Below are 20,453 nucleotides of genomic sequence, written 5' to 3'. Positions count from 1 at the left end.
CCGTCGACTGAGGGAGGCGGCATGGGCGGTCCGCTGGTCACCGAGACCATGGTGCGGGTCGAGGGCGTCCACAAGGCGTACGGGTCGGGGGCCGTCGCGGTGCACGCGCTGCGCGGGGTCGGCTCGACGTGCCCGACCGGGGCCGCGTCCGGGTCGAGGGCCGGGACCTCGCCGGGCTCGGCGAGAACGAGCGGCTGCGGCTGCGCCGCGCCGGCCCGCGCGAGCGCGAGGAGCGGGTGGCGCTGCTGCTGTCGCTGGTCGGGCCCGCCGGACACGCGGCACAGCGGCCCGGCGAGCTGTCCGGCGGCCGGCAGCAGCGGGTCGCCGTCGCCCGGGCCCTCGCCAACCGCCCCGCCCTGCTCATCGCCGACGAGCCGACCGGCCGGCTCGACGCCGAGACCGGGCACGCCGTCATGGCGCTGTTGCGGGCCGTCGTCCGCGGTGAGCGGGTCACCGCTCTGGTCGCCACGCACGACGCGACGCTGCTGGACCTGGCCGACCGGGTGCTGGATCTGCGCGACGGCGAGATCACCGAGCCCTGGGCCCGCCGCGTGGCGAGCCGCTCATCAGGGATGCGTCAAAGTTGCCCGCCGCTCGCGCCCCTGCCCCGTGTACCGCGATCCTTGGCCGTAGGGTCGACGCTGCGTAGGCGACCGGCACGGGAAGACGAGGAGGGCCATGGCACGCGGCACGCTCCGGATCTACCTCGGCGCGGCACCGGGCGTGGGCAAGACCTACGCCATGCTCGCCGAGGCGCACCGCCGCGTCGAGCGGGGCACCGACTGCGTGGTCGCGTTCGTCGAGCACCACGGCCGGCCGCGCACCGAGGCGATGCTGCACGGCCTGGAGCGGGTGGAGCGCCGCCGGCTGGAGCACCAGGGCGCCGCCTTCGAGGAGATGGACGTCGACGCCGTACTGCGCCGGGCCCCCGCCGTCGCCCTCGTGGACGAGCTGGCCCACACCAACGTCCCCGGCTCGCGCCACCCCAAGCGCTGGCAGGACGTACGGCAACTGCTGGACGCCGGCATCGACGTCGTCTCCACCGTCAACATCCAGCACCTGGAGTCACTCGGTGACGTCGTGGAGTCGATCACCGGGGTGCGCCAGCGCGAGACCGTCCCGGACGAACTCGTGCGCCGGGCCGACCAGATCGAACTCGTCGACATGGACCCGCAGGCCCTGCGCCGGCGGATGGCCCACGGCAACATCTACCAGCCCGACAAGGTCGACGCGGCCCTGTCCAACTACTTCCGGCCCGGCAACCTCACCGCCCTGCGCGAACTGGCGCTGCTCTGGGTGGCCGACCGCGTCGACGCGTACCTGACCGAGTACCGCAGCGCGCACCGGGTCTCGGCGATATGGGGCTCCCGGGAGCGGATCGTGGTGGGCCTGACCGGCGGCCCCGAGGGACGCACCCTGATCCGCCGGGCCGCCCGGCTCGCCGAGAAGGGCGCCGGCGGCGAGGTGATGGCCGTCTACATCGCCCGCAGCGACGGACTGACCTCCGCCTCCCCGAAGGAGCTGGCCGTCCAGCGCACCCTGGTGGAGGACCTGGGCGGCACCTTCCACCACGTGCTCGGCGACGACATCCCGGCGGCCCTGCTCGACTTCGCGCGCGGGGTGAACGCCACCCAGATCGTGCTGGGCTCCTCGCGCCGCAAGACCTGGCAGTACGTCTTCGGGCCCGGCGTGGGCGCCACCGTCGCCCGGGACTCCGGACCCGACCTGGACGTGCACATCGTCACCCACGAGGAGGTCGCCAAGGGCCGCGGCCTGCCCGTGGCCCGCGGCGGCCGGCTGGGACGGGCCCGGCTCCTGTGGGGCTGGCTGGTCGGACTGGCCGGCCCCGCGGTCCTCGCGGTGCTGCTGAACACCGTCGACCTCGGCCTCGCCAACGACATGCTGCTGTTCCTGGCCGTCACCGTCGCCGCGGCCCTGCTCGGCGGCCTGCTGCCCGCGCTGGCCTCGGCCGCCTTCGGCTCGCTGCTGCTGAACTACTTCTACACCCCGCCGCTGCACCGGCTGACCGTCGCCGACCCGAAGAACATCGTCGCCATCGCGATCTTCTTCGGGGTCGGCATGTCGGTCGCCTCGGTGGTGGACCTCGCCGCCCGGCGCACCCACCAGGCGGCCCGGCTGCGCGCCGAGGCCGAGATCCTCTCCTTCCTCGCCGGGAACGTGCTGCGCGGCGAGACCAGACTGGAGGAGCTGCTGGAACGGCTCCGGGAGACCTTCGCCCTGGAGTCGGCCGCCCTGCTGGAACGCGAGAGCGAGGTGGCGCCCTGGACCTGCGCGGGCCGGGCCGGCACCGGACCGCCGCTGGAGCGCCCCGAGGACGCCGACGTCGACCTGCCCGTCGGCGACCGCATGGCGCTCGCGCTCACCGGCCGGGTGCTGCCCGCGGCGGACCGCCGGGTCCTGGCCGCCTTCGCCGCGCAGGCCGCCGTCGTCCTGGAGCGCCGGCGCCTCCAGGAGGAGGCCGACCAGGCCCGCGCGCTCGCCGAGGGCAACCGCATCCGCACCGCCCTGCTGGCCGCCGTCAGCCACGACCTGCGCACCCCGCTGGCCGCCATCAAGGCCGCGGTCTCCTCGCTGCGCTCCGACGACGTGGCCTGGTCCGAGGAGGACCAGGCGGAGCTGCTGGCGGGCATCGAGGAGGGCGCCGACCGGCTCGACCACCTGGTGGGCAACCTGCTCGACATGTCCCGGCTCCAGACCGGCACCGTCACGCCGCTGATCCGCGAGATCGACGTGGACGAGGTCGTACCGATGGCCCTCGGGGGCGTACCGGAGGACAGCGTCGCGCTGGACGTGCCCGAGACGCTGCCGATGGTCGCCGTCGACCCCGGGCTGCTGGAGCGGTCGGTGGCCAACCTGGTGGAGAACGCCGTCAAGTACAGTCCGCGCGGACGGCGCGTCCTGGTCGCCGCGAGCGCCATCGCCGACCGGGTCGAGGTGCGCGTGGTGGACCGCGGCCCGGGCGTGCCGGACGAGGCCAAGGAACGGATCTTCGAGCCCTTCCAGCGGTACGGTGACGCTCCGCGCGGAGCCGGCGTCGGACTCGGCCTCGCGGTCGCCCGGGGCTTCGCCGAGGCCATGGGCGGCACCCTGCACGCGGAGGACACCCCGGGCGGCGGGCTCACCATGGTGCTGAGCCTGCGCGCGGCGGCGCCGCCTCCCGTGACCCCGCGCGCGGACACGGACATCGCAGAACCGGAAAGGCAGGTCCTATGACGACCCGGGTGCTCGTGGTCGACGACGAGCCGCAGATCGTGCGCGCGCTCGTGATCAACCTCAAGGCACGCAGGTACGAGGTCGACGCGGCCGGCGACGGCAGGACCGCGCTCGAACTCGCCGCCTCCCGCCACCCCGACGTGGTCGTCCTCGACCTCGGACTGCCCGACATGGACGGCGTCGAGGTGATCCGGGGCCTGCGCGGCTGGACCCGGGTGCCGATCCTGGTACTGTCCGCCCGGCACTCCTCCGACGAGAAGGTCGAGGCGCTGGACGCGGGCGCCGACGACTACGTGACCAAGCCGTTCGGCATGGACGAGCTGCTGGCCCGGCTGCGGGCGGCGGTCCGCCGGGCCGAGCCGGCCGGACCGGGCGAGGACGAGCCGACCACCGTGGAGACCGAGGGCTTCACCGTCGACCTGGCCGCGAAGAAGGTCAACCGCGACGGCAAGGACGTCCGGCTCACCCCGACCGAGTGGCATCTGCTGGAGGTGCTCGTCCGCAACACCGGCCGCCTCGTCAGCCAGAAGCAGCTCCTCCAGGAGGTGTGGGGGCCCTCCTACGGCACCGAGACCAACTACCTGCGGGTCTACATGGCGCAGCTGCGGCGCAAGCTGGAGACGGACCCGTCGCATCCGCGGCACTTCATCACGGAGCCGGGGATGGGCTACCGGTTCGAGAAGTGAGCCGGAGGCCAGAGGCCCGGCGGGCGGGCGGCCTTATCCGCCCTGTCGGGGGTCCCCGGTAGGCTTCAGTCATGACTGCTGTTCCTCGTTCCGAGAAGCCGGCCGGCCGGTTCCGGCGCATGCTCGACCGGCTCTCCTCGTCCCAGGAGGACCTGGAGTCGGAGGAGCTGCGCGAAGACGCCGAGACGGCAGGCTGCACCAAGATCGGCGACTGCCACGACCGGCAGATCGTCACCGTAACTGGTACCTTGCGCACGGTCACCCTGCGTCCGCGCGCCGGAGTCCCGGCCCTGGAGGCGGAGCTGTTCGACGGCTCCGCCGCGCTGGACGTGGTGTGGCTCGGCAGGCGCTCCATCGTGGGCATAGAACCGGGGCGCAAGCTGATCGCATCGGGCCGGATCTCCATGAGCCGGGGCCGCCGGGTGCTGTTCAACCCGAAATACGAACTGCGACCCCTCGGACGGGAGTAGCCGGTGACGTCCCTCGACAAGCCGACCGAAGACACCGAACAGATCCAGCCCGACGACGCCCGTGCGGTGACCGAGGCGGCGCTGTTCGAGGCCTTCGGCGGGGTCCGCGGCATGGTCGAGACGGTCGTGCCGGGCCTGCTCTTCGTCGCGATCTTCACCATCGACAAGAACCTGCACCTCTCCGCGATCGCCGCGCTGGCGGTCTCGCTGGTGCTGGTCGTGGTCCGGCTGGTCATGAAGGACACCGTCAAGCACGCCTTCAGTGGCGTCTTCGGCGTGGCCTTCGGCGTGGCGTTCGCCATGTTCACCGGCAACGCCAAGAACTTCTACCTGCCGGGCATGCTGTACACGCTGGGCCTGGCGCTGGCGTACATCGTCACGACCCTCGCCGGCGTGCCCCTGATGGGCCTCATCCTGGGCCCGGTGTTCAAGGAGAACCTCTCCTGGCGCACCCGCAACCCGGGCCGCAAGAAGGCGTACGCCAAAGCCAGCTGGGCCTGGGGCCTGATCCTGCTGGCCAAGTGCGCGATCCTCTTCCCGCTGTACTGGTGGGCCGACACCACCCAGCTCGGCTGGGTCCTGATCGCCCTGAAGATCCCGCCGTTCCTGCTCGCGGTCTGGCTCACCTGGGTCTTCCTGGCGAAGGCGCCCGCGCCCATCGACGTGTTCGCGGAGATGGAGGCCGAGGAGAAGGCCGAAAAGGCGGCGAAGGCCGAGAAGGCGGAGCGGGAGCGCCAGGCCGCGGAGAGCGGCGAGCCGAACAACGGCGGCCGGCACCGCAGGGATCCCTGAGGGGCCGAGCCCCTGAGCGACCGAGCGTTGAGGGGCCGAGCCCCGAGCGGCCGAGCCCCGAGCGGCCGAGCCTTGAGGGGCCGAGCCTTGAGGGGCCGAGCCTTGAGGGGCCGAGCCCCGAGCGGCCGCCGTACCGCCGCCGGCCTTCCCGCTCGACGCTCTCCTACGACGCCGAAGGGCGCCCTTGTCACCAAGGGCGCCCTTCCGTCCGTCCGGGCTCAGCTCTCCCGGCGCACCGACAGCAGCTCCTCCAGCTGCTCCTCCCGGGCCTGCGCCGCCACGAACAGCAGCTCGTCGCCCGGCTCCAGGGAGTCCTCCTTGGAGGGCGTCAGCACCCGGGTACCGCGGATGATGGTGACCAGGGAGGTGTCCTGCGGCCACTCCACGTCCCCCACCTGCGTGCCGGCCAGCGCCGACTCCTCCGGCAGGGTCAGCTCCACGAGGTTGGCGTCACCGTGGCTGAAGCGCAGCAGCCGGACCAGGTCGCCGACGCTCACCGCCTCCTCGACCAGGGCGGACATCAGCCGCGGGGTGGAGACGGCCACGTCCACGCCCCAGGCCTCGGTGAACAGCCACTCGTTCTTGGGGTTGTTCACCCGGGCGACGACGCGCGGCACGCCGTACTCCGTCTTGGCGAGCAGCGAGACGACCAGGTTCACCTTGTCGTCGCCGGTCGCGGCGATCACGACGTTGCAGCGCTGGAGCGCCGCCTCGTCCAGGGAGGTGATCTCACAGGCGTCGGCGAGCAGCCACTCCGCCTGCGGGACGCGCTCGACCGAGATGGCGGTCGGCGCCTTGTCGATCAGCAGGACCTCGTGGCCGTTCTCCAGCAGCTCGCCCGCGATCGAGCGGCCGACGGCGCCGGCCCCGGCAATGGCGACCCTCATCAGTGACCGCCCTCCTCTTCCGGGCCACCGGCGAACGCCGCCTCGACCTTCTCCACGTCGTCCGTCCGCATCATCACGTGCACGAGGTCACCCTCCTGCAACACCGTCTGGGAGGTGGGCAGGACCGCCTCGCCCAGCCGGGTCAGGAACGCCACCCGGACGCCCGTCTCGTCCTGCAGCTTGCTGATCTTGTGACCGACCCACTTCGGCGAGGCGTGCACCTCGGCGAGCTGCACCCCGCCGGTGGGATCGCGCCACAGCGGCTCGGCCCCGGACGGCAGCAGCCGGCGCAGCATCTGGTCGGCGGTCCAGCGGACCGTGGCCACGGTCGGGATGCCCAGACGCTGGTAGACCTCGGCACGGCGGGGGTCGTAGATGCGGGCCGCCACGTTCTCCACGCCGAACATCTCGCGGGCCACGCGCGCGGAGATGATGTTGGAGTTGTCACCGCTGGAGACGGCGGCGAAGGCGCCGGCCTCCTCGATGCCCGCCTCGCGCAGGGTGTCCTGGTCGAAGCCGACCCCGGTGACCCGGCGGCCCCCGAAGCCCGGGCCCAGCCGGCGGAAGGCGGTGGGGTCCTGGTCGATCACGGCGACCGTGTGGCCCTGTTGCTCCAGGGTCTGGGCGAGAGCGGAACCCACTCTCCCGCAACCCATGATGACGATGTGCACGACCGTCCTTCCGGTGTCCAAAAGTTACTGCTGGGCATCAGGGTCTCAGACCGCGGCCCAAAGCTACACACGGGCGCCATGCGGTGGGCACCCCCGTGACTCGGCCGGCGGCGGCCGCCGGCCGAGTGATGCTGCGCACGCCGCACCGGGTCAGGATTCCGAGGCCGGCCGGGGCGCACAGCGTCCCGATCAGCTCCGCGGCGGCCGCACGCGACCTCCGAAGTGCGCTGACAGACGGGGTTTGCCGACTCGGCACGGCGGGCACCCGCACCACGGATTCCGAAGTTCCGCGTGCCCCCGATTTCACTCGTGAGGCAGATGCAGCACGCCGGGTGGGCGGGTGCCAGTTCGAAGGCTTACGATCCTCTCTCGTGTCCAAACTGACCGACGTGCCCAAACGGATCCTGATCGGGCGCGCACTGCGCAGTGACCGGCTGGGCGAGACGCTCCTGCCGAAGCGCATCGCACTCCCCGTCTTCGCCTCCGACCCGCTGTCCTCCGTCGCCTACGCGCCGGGGGAGGTCCTGCTGGTCCTGTCCATCGTGGGCGTGTCGGCGTACCACTTCAGCCCCTGGATCGCGGTCGCGGTCGTCGTGCTGATGTTCACCGTGGTCGCCTCCTACCGGCAGAACGTGCACGCCTACCCGAGCGGCGGCGGCGACTACGAGGTCGCCAACACCAACCTCGGCCCCAAGGCCGGCCTCACCGTGGCCAGCGCCCTGCTGGTGGACTACGTCCTGACCGTCGCCGTCTCCATCTCCTCCGGCATCGAGAACCTCGGCTCGGCGGTTCCCTTCGTGGTCGAGCACAAGGTGCTCTGCGCGGCCGCCGTGATCGTGCTGCTGACGCTGATGAACCTGCGCGGCGTGAAGGAGTCGGGCAAGCTCTTCGCGATCCCGACGTACGTCTTCGTCGGCGGCGTCTTCATCATGATCCTGTGGGGCGCGTTCCGGGGCCTGGTCCTCGGCGACACCATGCGAGCCCCCACGGCCGCCTACCACATCAAGGCCGAACACCAGGGCCTCGCCGGCTTCGCGCTCGTCTTCCTGCTGCTGCGCGCCTTCTCCTCCGGCTGCGCGGCCCTCACCGGCGTCGAGGCGATCTCCAACGGCGTCCCCGCCTTCCGCAAGCCCAAGTCCAAGAACGCCGCCACCACGCTGGCGATGATGGGCCTGCTCGCCGTCACCATGTTCTGCGGCATCATCGCCCTCGCCATGGTCACGAAGGTCCGCATGGCCGAGCACCCGGCCACCGACCTGTTCCACGGCAGCGTGCCGCTCGGGACCGGCTACGTCCAGAACCCGGTGATCTCCCAGGTCGCCGAGGCGGTCTTCGGCAAGGGCAGCTTCCTGTTCGTGCTGCTCGCCGCCGCCACCGCCCTGGTGCTGTTCCTGGCCGCCAACACCGCCTACAACGGCTTCCCGCTGCTCGGCTCGATCCTCGCCCAGGACCGCTACCTGCCGCGCCAGCTGCACACCCGCGGCGACCGGCTCGCCTTCTCCAACGGCATCGTGCTGCTCGCCGGCGCGGCGATGCTGCTGGTGTTCATCTACGGCGCCGACTCCACCCGCCTGATCCAGCTCTACATCGTCGGCGTGTTCGTGTCCTTCACGCTCAGCCAGACCGGCATGGTCCGGCACTGGAACCGCCACCTCGCCGCCGAGCGGGACCCGGCCAAGCGCAGCCACATGATCCGCTCCCGCGCGATCAACGCGTTCGGCGCCTTCTTCACCGGCCTGGTGCTCGTCGTCGTCCTCGTCACCAAGTTCACGCACGGCGCCTGGGTGGCCCTGCTGGGCATGTGCATCTTCTACGCGACGATGACCGCGATCCGGAAGCACTACGACCGCGTCGCCGACGAGATCGCCGCCCCCGAGGGCCCCAGCGACGACATGGTCCGCCCCTCGCGCGTCCACTCCGTCGTCCTCATCTCCAAGATCCACCGCCCCACGCTGCGCGCCCTGGCCTACGCCAAGCTGATGCGCTCGGACACCCTGGAGGCGCTGACCGTCAACGTCGACCCGGCCGAGACCAAGGCGCTGCGCGAGGAGTGGGAGCGGCGCGGCATCGACGTACCGCTGAAGGTCCTGGACTCGCCGTACCGGGAGATCACCCGCCCGGTGATCGAGTACGTCAAGAGCCTGCGCAAGGAGTCCCCGCGCGACGCGGTCTCCGTGATCATCCCGGAGTACGTGGTCGGCCACTGGTACGAGCACCTGCTGCACAACCAGAGCGCGCTGCGCCTGAAGGGCCGCCTGCTGTTCACGGCCGGCGTCATGGTCACCTCCGTCCCCTACCAGCTGGCGTCCTCCGAGGCCGCCCGGGCCCGCGCCCGCAAGCGGCAGGAGTGGAGCGCGCCGGGCGCGGTCCGGCGGGGCCCGGCCGTGGTGCGGCCCAAGGAGCCGTCCGGCAAGGACTGAGCGGCGACGGGAAGGCCGTAGACTGGTGGGCTGTTGTCGGATCCACCGGTTCACGGCCGTCACCGGCCCCGTGGCCCCGCGCCTCCGCCCCCCTCGTCGATCTGGAGTCACCCCACCATGCAGGCAGAACCGACCACGTCTGTGGTGGGCGAGGAGTACGAGGTCGAGATCGGCCCCGTCGCCCACGGCGGCCACTGCATCGCCCGCACGTCCGAGGGCCAGGTGCTCTTCGTCCGGCACGCGCTGCCCGGCGAGCGCGTGGTGGCGCGGGTGACCGAGGGGGAGGAGGGCGCCCGCTTCCTGCGCGCGGACGCCGTACGGATCCTGGAGGCGTCCAAGGACCGCATCGAGGCGCCCTGCCCCTTCGCCGGCCCCGGCCGCTGCGGCGGCTGCGACTGGCAGCACGCCAAGCCGGGCGCGCAGCGCCGCCTCAAGGCCGACGTCGTCGCCGAACAGCTCCAGCGGCTCGCCGGGCTCACGCCCGAGGAGGCGGGCTGGGACGGCACCGTGGTCCCGGCCGAGGGCGACAAGCTGCCCGCCGGCCAGGTGCCGCAGTGGCGCACCCGAGTCCAGTACGCCGTCGACGCCGAGGGCCACGCCGGACTGCGCCGGCACCGCTCGCACGAGGTCGAGCGCATCGACCACTGCATGATCGCCGCGGCCGGCGTCAGCGAGCTGGGCATCGAGAAGCGGGACTGGACCGGCATGGAGTCGGTCGAGGCGATCGCCGCGTCCGGCTCCCAGGACCGCCAGGTGATCCTCACCCCGCGCCCCGGCGCCCGCCTTCCGCTGGTCGAACTGGACCGGCCGGTGTCGGTGCAGCGGGTCGACGAGAACTCCGGCGGCGTGCACCGCGTCCACGGCCGGCCCTTCGTCCGCGAACGCGCGGACGGCCGGACGTACCGGGTCGGCAACGGCGGCTTCTGGCAGGTCCACCCGAAGGCGGCCGACACCCTCGTCACGGCCGTCATGCAGGGCTTGCTGCCCCGCAAGGGCGACATGGCCCTCGACCTCTACTGCGGCGTCGGCCTCTTCGCCGGCGCGCTCGCCGACCGCCTCGGCGACCAGGGCGCGGTCCTCGGCATCGAGACCGGCAAGCGGGCGGTCGAGGACGCGCGGCACAACCTGGACGGCTTCCCGCGAGTCCGCATCGAGCAGGGCAAGGTCGAGTCGGTCCTGCCGCGCACGGGCATCACCGAGGTCGACCTGATCGTCCTCGACCCCCCGCGCGCGGGCGCCGGCCGTGCGACGGTCGCCCACCTCGCCACCCTCAACGCCCGCCGCATCGCCTACGTGGCCTGCGACCCCGCGGCCCTGGCCCGAGACCTGGCGTACTTCCGCGAGGGCGGCTACCGGGTACGGACGCTGCGGGCGTTCGATCTGTTCCCGATGACGCATCACGTGGAGTGCGTGGCGATTCTGGAGCCTGCGACAAAGGGGCTTTGACCTGCGCTTTCTTCTAATCCCGCAGGTGCATCCAGGTCAACTCGACCGGTTTCCTGAAGTGCATGACGTGGAGGGCGCAGCATGCCGGAGTAGCGCCCCTGACCTGGGACTTCTCAGTGAAGGGAAGACAAGGGCGCGTGTCGCTCCCGGGTCTGCGCATGGTCCTGGCAAGGCAGCCCTGACGCTCATATGACGCTCGACCTGATGGTGCGTCAGCTTGCGCATGCTGGGGGAGCAGGACGGTGCCCACCGCGGCAGACAGGGCGATCCAGAGCAGAGCGCGCAGGGTGGTCAGGCTTCCGGCCTCCCAGTCGATCAGCAGGCTTAGGGTACGGAACAGCAGGGCGCTGCCACGCCTGTGGCGGTCGCCGACCGAGCCTTGCGGTCGGCTCCGTCGAATGACGGCGACGCTAGGCGGCCGTCCCGGTATGGCGACCGCTGCTGACGAGGTCCTAACGCGTACGCGCGCATCCTGGCGGAGCCCTGACGCCAGCACCCGAGTCGGTCCTCAGCCGGTGCGGACGCGAGGGCGCCTGGCCCGGTTCCGCATCGCGCAGCACCTCGCGGTGACCGGGGCGATCTCGCCTTGGTCGAAGAGGAGGAAGCGCCCGACTGTGGAGACGAGGTGCCCCGACCCGTTCGCGTGGACGCCGGTGCGGCGTTTCGCTCCCGGTTCGGGACAAGGGACCGGTCCGCCGGCTCGCCCGGGACTGGGTTGACTCGCGGTTCAACCTGGCGGAGCTCTTCCTGCCGCTCGGCCTGGTGATGCTCGCACTGAGTGTGGTGCAGATGTCCCCGGTGCAGGGCTTCCTGCTGCAAGGGTGGGTGATCTTGATCGCGTTGATGGCGCTGGACGCGGCTGTCAGCGGTATCCGCCTCCGGTTGCGGCTCACGGAGCGTTTCCCGCACGAGAACACGCGTGGAGCGGTCGCCGTTCCTTGCAGGTGCGTCCGCTCCGGCTGCCGAGGCCGCAGGTCGCGCGCGGGGAGCGACTCTGAGCACGCAGACGCTTTCGCGCGGTGGGCGGCTTGCGGCTGCTCGTCGAAACCGCTGAGCAGGCGTCAGGGGGCCGTGGCCAGGTGGAGGAGGATCGGGGCCCGGCCCGAGGAGAGGTATCCCCGGCCGGGTGGCGCGGCGAAGTACTGGTCCGGTTCCAGCGTGATGCTGTGTGCCACGGCGGCGGGGCGTCCGGCCGGGGTGAGCAGGAGCCGGTGGCCCGTCGCCAGGACGGTGTTGATCAGGCGGGTGAGCGGGCTGGGGAGGCCGGTCAGGGCGGGCGTCGCGTCGGCGCTGAGGACGAGGGCGTGGCGGCCGCGTGCGGAGAGGCGGGCGATGTCGTCGAGCAGGGTGGGTGCGTCGGTGAACCCTTCCTGGGTGGGCACGATCACGATGTGGTCCGCGTCGTCGAGCACCACGGCGTAGGGGTTGTCGCCAAAGACCTCGGTGGCCTCGCGGAGGTCGGTGTCCTTGTGCGAGATGCCGGTGAGGACGCGTACGCCCGGGTCGTCGGGGAGGAGGCCGGGCAGCGGTGAGCGGGGCGGGGCGACGGCGAGCACGCCGATGCCGGCTCGGCGTAGCGAGTGGGCTAATGCGGCCGTCGCGGTGGTGCGGCCGGAGCCGGGCGGTCCGGACAGGAGCAGCAGGTGGGCGGTCTCGAAGAGGTCGATGCCCACTGTGCTGTGGTCGGGTCCGCCAACACCCAGGGGGATCCAGGTGGGGGAGGGCGGCGGCTCGGGCAGCGTCAGCTCGGCGAGCGTGATCCGGGTGGGCAGCGTCGGGAATCGCCTGGGTAGACGGGCCGGGTCGGGATCGGTGAAGCGGGAGGACAGATCGGCGGGGAGTGCGTCCGGTCGGCAGATCTGCACGTGACGCCCGGTTGCGGCGTCGATCGCGCGACCGGGCAAGGCGGGGGGACTGGCCATGCGGGAGGTCAGGTGGGCTCGGCGGGTTTCCTCCTTGGGGAAGGGCAGCAGCAGGCGCCGGGTGTAATAGGTGGGGAGCTTGTGGTTGAGCATGTCGTGACCGCCGAGCGGCACGATGTGCACGCCGAGCGGAGCGCCGGCCGCGACGATGTCGCGCAGAGTGGTCAGCAGTGACGTCTCCGTGAAGGTGGGGTCGCCGTGGTCCTCGAAGTGCTCCCAGCCGTCGACGATCAGCACGATGCGGGGCCGGTCCGCCTGCTGGGCGGGGCCGGCCGTGGAGCGGCGTTGGACTTCTTCGCCCAGCCAGGTGACCAAGCGCCGGATGCGGTCCGGTTCTGCGGGTGAGAAGACGCCGCCGCAGTGCGGCAGTCCGGCGTAGTCCGTCAGACCGGCAGGGTGGTGCTCGATGAGGTAGAGGTGGGCCTGATCGGGCCGGAACCGGGTGACGAGGCCCGTGATGAGCGTCTTCGCGAAGGTGGTGCGGCCCGATTGGGGGCCGCCCGCGACCATGAGCCGGTCCGTACCGGCCAGATCGAGGTACTGGGCGGGCTGCGCCTGCTTCGCGGGCTCGTCCGCCAGACCGAAGGGCACGGCCGTGTCAGGCACCGCGGCGGTCTGGCGGCCGGCCAGTCCCGCCATCGACAACACCGGGGGCAGGGGCGGCAGCAAGGGCCGGAAGGGGGCGGCGAGCCCCAGGCGCTGGGCTGCTTCCTCGATGGCGGCGACCGCCAACTCCTGGTCGGTGGGCGCCTCCACGGGGGTCGGGTGCGTGGCCGGGCGCGGGACTCCGACGTGCTGCCACCGCAGGACGCGCACGGTGACGGGCTGCGCCGCTCCGGAGGGCGGCGAGGAGCCCAGGTATCCGGACTGGAAGACCTGCGGGACGCGGGCCTCGTCGGTGGTACACAGGATCAGGCCGCGTCCGCGCAGCGAGCCGGGGATGGCTGCGGCGTCGGGCACACCGAGCACCTCGGTACTGTCGGCGGCCTCGTTCTGCCGCAGGCTGACGCGCAGGGAGATGTTGTTCTTCAGCTCCGGTGACAGCTTCCCCTGCAGGGACTGGGTGGCCAGGACCAGGTGCATGCCGAGCGAACGGCCCTTGGCGGCGACGTTGACGAGTTCCTTGAGGAAATCCGGTGAGGTCTCCAGGACGCGGGCGAACTCGTCGAAGACCATCACCAGACGCGGAAGCGGCGGCAGAGTGGCGTCGGTGCGGCGCTTCTTCCAGTAGCGGTCGATTTCCCCGTCGTACCGGGCGAGCAGGGACTCGCGGCGGCTGACCTCGGCGCGTACGGAGGCCAGCACCCGGGTCGCGGCGGCGGCGTCGAAGACGTCGGCGGGGGTCTCCCCGGTGGAGCGGATCAGGGCGACCACATGGGGGCAGTGCTGGAAGGGCAGGAAGGCGCTGCCTCCCTTGAAGTCCACGAGCACCAGGTTGAGTTCGTCGGGCCGGTTGGCCAGCAGCAACGAGGTCACCAGGGTCTGCAACAGGATGCTTTTCCCCGCTCCGGTGGCGCCGCCGAGCATGGTGTGCGGGCCCTGACCGGCCAGGTCCACGGTCACCGGGCCCGCGGCGTCCGCGCCGAGCACCACCCGGGTTCGCGGTCCCTGTCCGTGCCCCCACAGGGCGAGGACGTCGTCTGCCGTCGGGGTGCCGAGACTGAGCAGATCGAGGAAGCGTACGTAGTCGGGTACGGCGTTGCTCGACGAGCCGAGGGTGAGCCGGTCCCGCATGGGGGCGAGTGCCCGGGCGAGCGGCTCCATGACGGCTTCGTCGAGGGTGTGAGGCGTCACGGTGAGGGCGTGTTCTTCGGGCGTGCGGGTGAGCCGGAGCGTGTTCCCGGTCGTCATCTCGCACAGCCCGCGGCACTCGTTCATGCCGCGCCGATCGGCGCACACCACGTAGACACCGACCGATGGCCCGTCCCGCAGCACCTCGTCCATGCCGGGCAGTTCGCGCAGGGCCAGCGCTCCGTCCAGGACGACCACGACCTCGTCACCGAACGGCGTACGGGCGTCACGGGTGCGCCGCTCGCGGCGCGCGCCGACGAGCTGCCGCAACTCCTTCACGCGCGCGGCGCGCGTCGCGCCGGTGTTGCCGATGGCGCACGGAACATCGGCCGCCGGCCCGGCGTCCACGTGCGGCAGCCACCGGGTCCAGGCCAGTCCCTCGTGCCCGTCGGCTGCGATCACCACGATGCGCAGATCGTCCGGTCCGCGCAGGGCGGCCAGCTGCATCACCAGCCAGCCCGTCAGCGCCTGCACCTGCCGACGAGCACCGATCACTCCCAGCACGCCGGTGGATCGCAGGTCCAGTGTGACCGGCGCCTCGCGCAGCACCGGCGGCTCGAAGCCCTCCCACGGTTCGCCCCGCAGGTCCACGGACGCCGGCTGATCGGCGGTTCCCACGCGCAGCACCAGGCCGTGTGGCGAGTCGGCTCTGCGGGACCAGAGGTCCGGGCGGGCGCCTGTGGCCATGTCGGCGATCTCCCCGGGGTCAGGTGCCCGGAGCAGATGCACGCGCAGTTCTTCGGTGACGTGGGCGTCGATCTTCTCCTGGGCGACCTTCACCGCCGCCGCGTGGGCAGCTTCGCGCCGCTGAAGCTGCTTTTCCTGGTCTTTGTCCATCACCATGAAGCCGACGACGCCCAGCAGACCGAGGAACAGCATCACCGGCCGGTCCATCACCACGGCCAGGACGAGGGCGCCGAGTATGGGGAGGGCCGTCGCCCATCCCGTGAGACTCGACGTGCTCGTCGTGTCTTGCCGCACCGGCAAGGTCACTTCCGTACGAGGGACTGCCGGAGCCGGGCTGAACGCACGGTCGAAGTCCAGTCGCCCGTCCGCACTGCGCCTGACTCGTTGGGTTCCCGTAGGCGCAGGTGTCCACTCCAACTCGTCGGCGCCCACCTGGAGGGTCCCGCCGGGAGCGAGCGCGGTACGTCCGGTGACCCTGCGGCCGTTGACGTACGTCCCATTAGTGGAGCCCCGGTCCACGACGAAGATCCGGCCGTCCGTCGAGACCTCCAGCCGGGCGTGCTCGCGCCGGGAGACGTCCGGATCCCGCAGACAGACCGCTGCCACCGAGCTCCTGGCCACGGTATGGCTCCCTGGTGCCAACGGCACCATCAGCCCGACGTCCGGACCGGCCGTCACCCGCAGTACGCCGGCCCCATCCCCCGAGGGGTAGCGGTGAGCCGGCCCCGGCGCCCCCACGCAGATGACCGCTCCCGGCATCAAGGGGCTGTCGGCCAGGCTGGCCTCGGGATCGAGCGGGACGGTTCCGACGAAGCACTGCCGGCCGCCCACGGGCACCGGTAAGGCCGCCAGCAGTGAAACTACGCTGCTGTCGGGACCGGCGACCATCTCGACGTCCTGGCGCGTGGCTGAGTCGGCGTCCTCAACGGTCAACCGGAGAATCACGCTCCACCTCCCTGCGTGGCTTCGGCATGCAGGGCAGGTCCGATTTTGGACCGCCGACTCGCAGCCGACCCCCTACACCGATCGGGCACCGGCTCACGGGCGATCCCCGAGTCACAGCAGTGCCGCCAAGTCACCGTGCCGCTGATAAGCGACGGGTGCCTGATACCGCAGAAAGTTGTCCAGAGAGGCTAATTCGGTGCGGGCTTCGTCGTGGGTCGCGAACAGCAGAAAGGTGGCGGCTCCTCCGCTCACCCGGAACGGCTTGGGTACCGTCGGTGCCGCCCCTTCGCGGAGTTCGGCGATGACGATCCACATCATGTGTCGAGGGCGAGCACGTCCGGGTCTGACGGTCATGCGCTTTATTTGATCCCAGTCCGCGCTCCACGGCCTCCCGCGGAACTGAAACATCAGACCCTCCTGGCTGGCCCTGACGACGCTTTCGCGTCGTACCCACAACAGGTACGCCCCCAAGGACGAGAAGAGCAGCGCGGCCCCTCCGAGGGGCGCCGCCGTGAACGCATCCGCCGGCCTGAGGAGAACGAGTACCAGGCCCATCGCAAGGCCGCAGACAAGGGCGGTCACGCCGTCCTTCCGTGCCAGCGCCTGTATCTCGCAGCACACTTCCACGGTGTCCTGCCGGATGGCGGTGGGCTGCTCTTCCCAGTCGGATTGGCCGGCCGGTGCCACCGTCGGCTGCGTATCGGTCGCCGGCGGGGTCGTCGGTCCTGCGTTGATGGATCGGTCCTGCGCGGATGTGCGGGCCGAACGGTCGGGTGGCGCGGGTGCCTGTGCGGGTGTCCGAGTGGCGGAGACCGTGCGGAGGAGAGCGCCGGCTTGCTCCACGCTGATCCGCTCGGCGGGGTCACGGACGAGAAGCGCGGTGATCAGCGTGGAGAGCGGGGGGCTGCAGTTGAGGCTCGGCAAGTCCTCGTAGAGGATCGCGCGAAGAGTCGCGGCCGTTGTGGCGCGGGAGAAGGGATCGCGCCCCTCGGTGGCACGGAAGAGGGTGGCACCAAGGGCCCACGCATCGGCGGCGGCTGTCGGATCCGCTCCCTCGAACAGTTCCGGTGCCATGTAGCCGGTGGAGCCGGCGACGCCGTGGCGGGTCAGTCGGGTGTCGTCCACGGCGTGGGCGATGCCGAAGTCGAGGAGTTTCACCTCGTCGCCGGGCAGCACCATGATGTTGCTGGGTTTGACGTCCCGGTGGATCAGACCGATGGAGTGGGCGGCCTGCAACGCGGCGAGCAACTGCGCGGCTATGGCGGTCAGGCGTTCCTCGGGCAAGGAGCCGTGACGCTGGAGTACCTCCGCCAGCGAAGGCGCCTCCACGAGCTCCATGACGATGTAGACCGCATTGTCCTGCGCGGTCGCCGGCACCAGGTCGTGGATCGCGACGATGCCCGGGTGGTTGAGCCGGCCCGCCGTGCGGGCCTCGCGCAACGCCCGCTCGCTGAACATCGCCCGCTCCCGGTCCGACAACCCCGGCGGAACACGTAACTCCTTGACCGCCACCGGGCGGCCGATCAGCTCGTCCGTCGCCTGCCACACCACCCCCATGCCGCCACGCCCCAGCACATTCGCCAGCCGATACCGGCCTGCCACCAGCCGCTCCGTCATTCGCGAGCGCCCCCTCACTCGTAGTGCGCCTGCCATCGAACTGACACCGTGAAACCTGGGATATCCGTTGGTGTCGTCCGGCAAGCGAATAACTAGGCTTCGATCCCCGTCTCCCATATCCACAAGTCCCGGCCGCTCGTATAGACGAGAGTCGTTCCGTCCGGGCTGAGGGCGATGCCGTCGGCCGAGGAGCCGTGGTCGGCGTCCAGTACCAGCTTCCGTGCGGTCTCGCCGGTATCGGTGTGCCAGATGCGTATGGTGCCGTCCAAGCTGTTGGTGGCCAGCAGCGTGGAAGACGCCCCTGCCCAGTCAATGTCGGTGATCCTGTCCGTGTGGCCGACCAGCGAGCTTTTGGTATGTCCGGAACCGTCGAGTACCAAAGCGGTCTCAGGCATGCGACTGTAGACAATGGCCGTGTTTTCGTCGTTTTCTTTCGTGGGCACCGGGCGGCCGCTGGCCACGTCCCACCGGTGTCGCACGGTCTCGGCGTCGACGCCGTAGAGGAACCGGCCGTTCGCGCTGAATTCGACCGGGAAGGCGCTAGACCGATTTTCCTGTATTGAGGTTGTCCGGCCCGACCGGACATCCCATATCACGATGGTGCCGTCGTCCATCACGCCGGCGAGGGTGTGGTTGTCCGGACGGAATGCCAGGGACACGACCGTGTCGCCCTCGTCCAGACGCAGGGTCCTGCGCTCTTTTCCGTCAGTGACGTCCCACACCCTGATGGTGTGGTCGTCGATGTCGTCGTCATCGTCGGCAGCGGCCAACAGACTTCCGTCGGGAGTGAACCGCATCGCCGAGATCGGGCCCTTGATACCGGAAAGGGTGGTGGTCTTCTTGCGGGTGGCCACATCCCATAGCTCGATGGAACGGTCGGTGCTACTTGCGAATGTCTTACCACTTGGAGCGAACTCCACAGCGCTTGCGCTTCCGGCTGTCGTGAGCCGAACCGGCTCGCTGTCGTGGGGGGTGAAGGCATATGTCGCCACGAGGATGGCCACAAGTGTCAGAGCTGTCAGCGTCGGCCAGATACGACCGGTTCCGTGATACCTCAGGTCCACCGCGTCCGACTCGGTCGGCGTGCTGATGGTGACGTGGAGAGGCGCGGTGGCGCGGAACGCCGCACACAAGTCTGCGACCGGCTGGTCGGCTTGGCCCATCCTCCAGGTGAGACCGCTGCCGCCGGTGCGAACGACGCCGCGCAGGGGAGGTCTGCTCCTGACATCGGCCGGTGTGGTCGCGGCCATGTGCAATGTGATGGCAGTCCGGCTGGTGGGGCGCCGGGACATGAGGAGGACTTCGTCGATGTGCTCCCATGCCAAGGCAACGTGGGGGTTCGATGACGTACCGCGTCCGACCCTGAAGAGTCCGATGCCCTCGGCACCGATGCTGAAGGACCACCGAGGGGACAGGGTGACCAACGCGACGATCGACACCGCCGACGCACTCGTGCACAGCACGAGAACGAGCAGCACCGGATCCAGGAGTTGCCCGAGCCTCCACCCGAGCCACACGACGAGCCCGAACAGGACGTAGGACGTCCAATGGTTGAGCCGTCCCGCGGTCTTCGCAGGAAAGACCAAGTAGCGCTCGGGGCCGTCATCCGTCGCGGTGGTCGAGGTCTGTACAGCCGGGCGTGACCGTGCCGTGGACCTGCTCGAGGATGCCGTGTTCCGGACAGAGGTGGGCCGCTCGTCCCACGACACCGGCCGGCTGCCACCGCCGTCTGGCTGTCCCTGCGGACGACGGAGGACGGCATCAGGGCTGGGCTGCCCCGGGGATCCGGTGGCCGCATCCCGGTCCGAGGCGGGCGCCCGTCCCGTCGTATCCGTCGCAGCTGACGGCCTGCCGGCGCCCGTTGCTCGAGCGTGTGCACCGATGGGCCGGTTCTGCCCCGTGACCGGTCGGCCGGCAGGCTCGTCGGGCGGGGTGTTCTGTCGCACCGGTGGGACGGCCGTGTCCCGGGCCGCGGCGATCACAGCGCGAAGACGCACCGCCCCTTCCCGGCCGTCCATGCGCCCGCTCGGCTCACGGACGAGGAGGCTCTCGATCACGCGTGCGAGCGCGGGGTGGCGGTCCAGGGGTGGAGGGTCGTCGTGGAGGATGGCGCGGATGGTGGCCGCGGTGGTGCCGCGTTCGAAGGGGCTGCGGCCGGTGGCCGCGTGGTGGAGCGTGACACCGAGGGACCACAGGTCGGCCGCGGGGGTGGGGGAGTGACCCTCGAACAGTTCGGGTGCGATGTAGTCGGTGGAGCCGGCGACGCCGGTGCCGGTGAGACGGGTGTCGTCCACGGCGTGGGCGATGCCGAAGTCGACCAGTTTCACCTTGTCGTCGGGCAGGACCAGGATGTTGCTGGGCTTGACGTCCCGGTGCACCAGGCCGATGGCGTGTGCGGCGTCCAGCGCTTCCAGTAATCGGAGTCCCAAGCGGGCCACGCGCGACTCGGGCAGGGCGCCCTGCTCCTCCAGGACGGTCGCGAGGGAGGGTGCTTCCACCAACTCCATGACCACGTAGACCGCGTCGTCCTGCGCCGCGCCCGGGACGAGGTCGTGGATGGCGATGACTCCGGGATGTCTGACCCGCCCGGCGGTCCGGGCCTCGCGCAGTGCCCGCTCACCGAACGCCGCCTGCTCCCGGGCGGGCAGCCCCCGCGGGACGCGGAGTTCCTTGACCGCGACGGTGCGGCCGATCCGTTCGTCGGTGGCCCGCCAGACGATGCCCATGCCGCCCCGCCCGAGCACCTCCGTCAGCCGGTAGCGCCCCGCGACCAATCTCGGCCCCTGAGAGGAGTCCGTTCCTGCCACCACCGCGCTCCTGTCGGATCGCTTACCGGTCGGCGCCCCGTACGCTAACCTGACAGCAGATTAGCCACTCTTGACGCG

The 20,453-nt window shown here is 71.1% G+C and carries 11 protein-coding genes and 3 pseudogenes; 8 read left to right on the top strand and 6 right to left on the bottom strand.

The window, feature by feature from the left end; translation table 11 throughout:
• Positions 1 to 21: 21 nt before the first annotated feature.
• The 5 genes and pseudogenes from ACH4OA_RS18260 to ACH4OA_RS18240 all read left to right on the top strand — a co-directional run.
• Positions 22 to 536 (top strand): annotated as a pseudogene (locus ACH4OA_RS18260) (ABC transporter ATP-binding protein); the annotation flags it as partial.
• A gap of 142 nt (positions 537 to 678) precedes the next feature.
• On the top strand, positions 679 to 3,234 hold the full coding sequence (locus tag ACH4OA_RS18255) for an ATP-binding protein (RefSeq protein WP_397938975.1): 2,556 nt from the start codon (positions 679 to 681) through the stop codon (positions 3,232 to 3,234).
• Positions 3,231 to 3,920, top strand: coding sequence for a response regulator (locus tag ACH4OA_RS18250; RefSeq protein WP_397938977.1), 690 nt, complete (start codon positions 3,231 to 3,233; stop codon positions 3,918 to 3,920). The genes ACH4OA_RS18255 and ACH4OA_RS18250 overlap by 4 nt, the downstream gene beginning before the upstream one ends.
• A gap of 71 nt (positions 3,921 to 3,991) precedes the next feature.
• Positions 3,992 to 4,390, top strand: a complete 399-nt coding sequence (locus tag ACH4OA_RS18245; protein ID WP_078629620.1) for an OB-fold nucleic acid binding domain-containing protein — start codon at positions 3,992 to 3,994, stop codon at positions 4,388 to 4,390.
• Positions 4,391 to 4,393: 3 nt separating this feature from the next.
• The gene (locus tag ACH4OA_RS18240; protein WP_397946254.1) at positions 4,394 to 5,182 is read left to right on the top strand and encodes a DUF3159 domain-containing protein; all 789 of its coding nucleotides are present in this window, start codon (positions 4,394 to 4,396) and stop codon (positions 5,180 to 5,182) included.
• Between the two features lie 218 nt (positions 5,183 to 5,400).
• Here the strand turns inward: ACH4OA_RS18240 and ACH4OA_RS18235 are convergent, their stop codons facing one another.
• Both ACH4OA_RS18235 and ACH4OA_RS18230 read right to left on the bottom strand, forming a co-directional pair.
• Positions 5,401 to 6,069 (bottom strand): TrkA family potassium uptake protein, encoded by a 669-nt coding sequence (locus ACH4OA_RS18235; protein ID WP_365871392.1) that lies wholly within the window; start codon positions 6,067 to 6,069, stop codon positions 5,401 to 5,403.
• A complete protein-coding gene (locus ACH4OA_RS18230) occupies positions 6,069 to 6,740 on the bottom strand; it encodes a TrkA family potassium uptake protein (protein ID WP_365871390.1) in 672 nt (223 codons plus the stop codon). The genes ACH4OA_RS18235 and ACH4OA_RS18230 overlap by 1 nt, the downstream gene beginning before the upstream one ends.
• A gap of 371 nt (positions 6,741 to 7,111) precedes the next feature.
• On the opposite strand from ACH4OA_RS18230, the gene ACH4OA_RS18225 reads away from it, so the two are divergent.
• The 3 genes and pseudogenes from ACH4OA_RS18225 to ACH4OA_RS18215 all read left to right on the top strand — a co-directional run.
• Positions 7,112 to 9,160: an APC family permease gene (locus tag ACH4OA_RS18225; RefSeq protein ID WP_397969769.1), complete on the top strand. Its 2,049-nt coding sequence runs from the start codon at positions 7,112 to 7,114 to the stop codon at positions 9,158 to 9,160.
• Between the two features lie 117 nt (positions 9,161 to 9,277).
• Entirely contained in the window at positions 9,278 to 10,606 is a 1,329-nt protein-coding gene (locus tag ACH4OA_RS18220) for a class I SAM-dependent RNA methyltransferase (RefSeq protein ID WP_397938982.1), read from the top strand.
• Between the two features lie 666 nt (positions 10,607 to 11,272).
• Positions 11,273 to 11,604: pseudogene (locus tag ACH4OA_RS18215) on the top strand (DUF3043 domain-containing protein); the annotation flags it as partial.
• Positions 11,605 to 11,667: 63 nt separating this feature from the next.
• On the opposite strand, the gene ACH4OA_RS18210 reads toward ACH4OA_RS18215, so the two are convergent.
• The 4 genes and pseudogenes from ACH4OA_RS18210 to ACH4OA_RS18195 form a co-directional block, all read right to left on the bottom strand.
• Positions 11,668 to 15,300: an FtsK/SpoIIIE domain-containing protein gene (locus tag ACH4OA_RS18210; protein WP_397969837.1), complete on the bottom strand. Its 3,633-nt coding sequence runs from the start codon at positions 15,298 to 15,300 to the stop codon at positions 11,668 to 11,670.
• A 132-nt stretch (positions 15,301 to 15,432) separates the two neighbouring features.
• Positions 15,433 to 15,765 (bottom strand): annotated as a pseudogene (locus ACH4OA_RS18205) (FHA domain-containing protein); the annotation flags it as partial.
• A 297-nt stretch (positions 15,766 to 16,062) separates the two neighbouring features.
• Positions 16,063 to 17,568, bottom strand: a complete 1,506-nt coding sequence (locus ACH4OA_RS18200) for a serine/threonine-protein kinase (protein ID WP_397969767.1) — start codon at positions 17,566 to 17,568, stop codon at positions 16,063 to 16,065.
• Positions 17,569 to 17,660: 92 nt separating this feature from the next.
• The gene (locus tag ACH4OA_RS18195) at positions 17,661 to 20,375 is read right to left on the bottom strand and encodes a protein kinase (protein WP_397938986.1); all 2,715 of its coding nucleotides are present in this window, start codon (positions 20,373 to 20,375) and stop codon (positions 17,661 to 17,663) included.
• Between the last annotated feature and the right edge of the window lie 78 nt (positions 20,376 to 20,453).

It is taken from the genome of Streptomyces sp. NPDC017095 (genome assembly GCF_044332325.1).
Classification (GTDB): Bacteria; Actinomycetota; Actinomycetes; order Streptomycetales; family Streptomycetaceae; genus Streptomyces.
The sequence above is the reverse complement of the archived record's forward strand: the minus strand, read 5'-3'. Positions and strand labels throughout refer to the sequence as shown.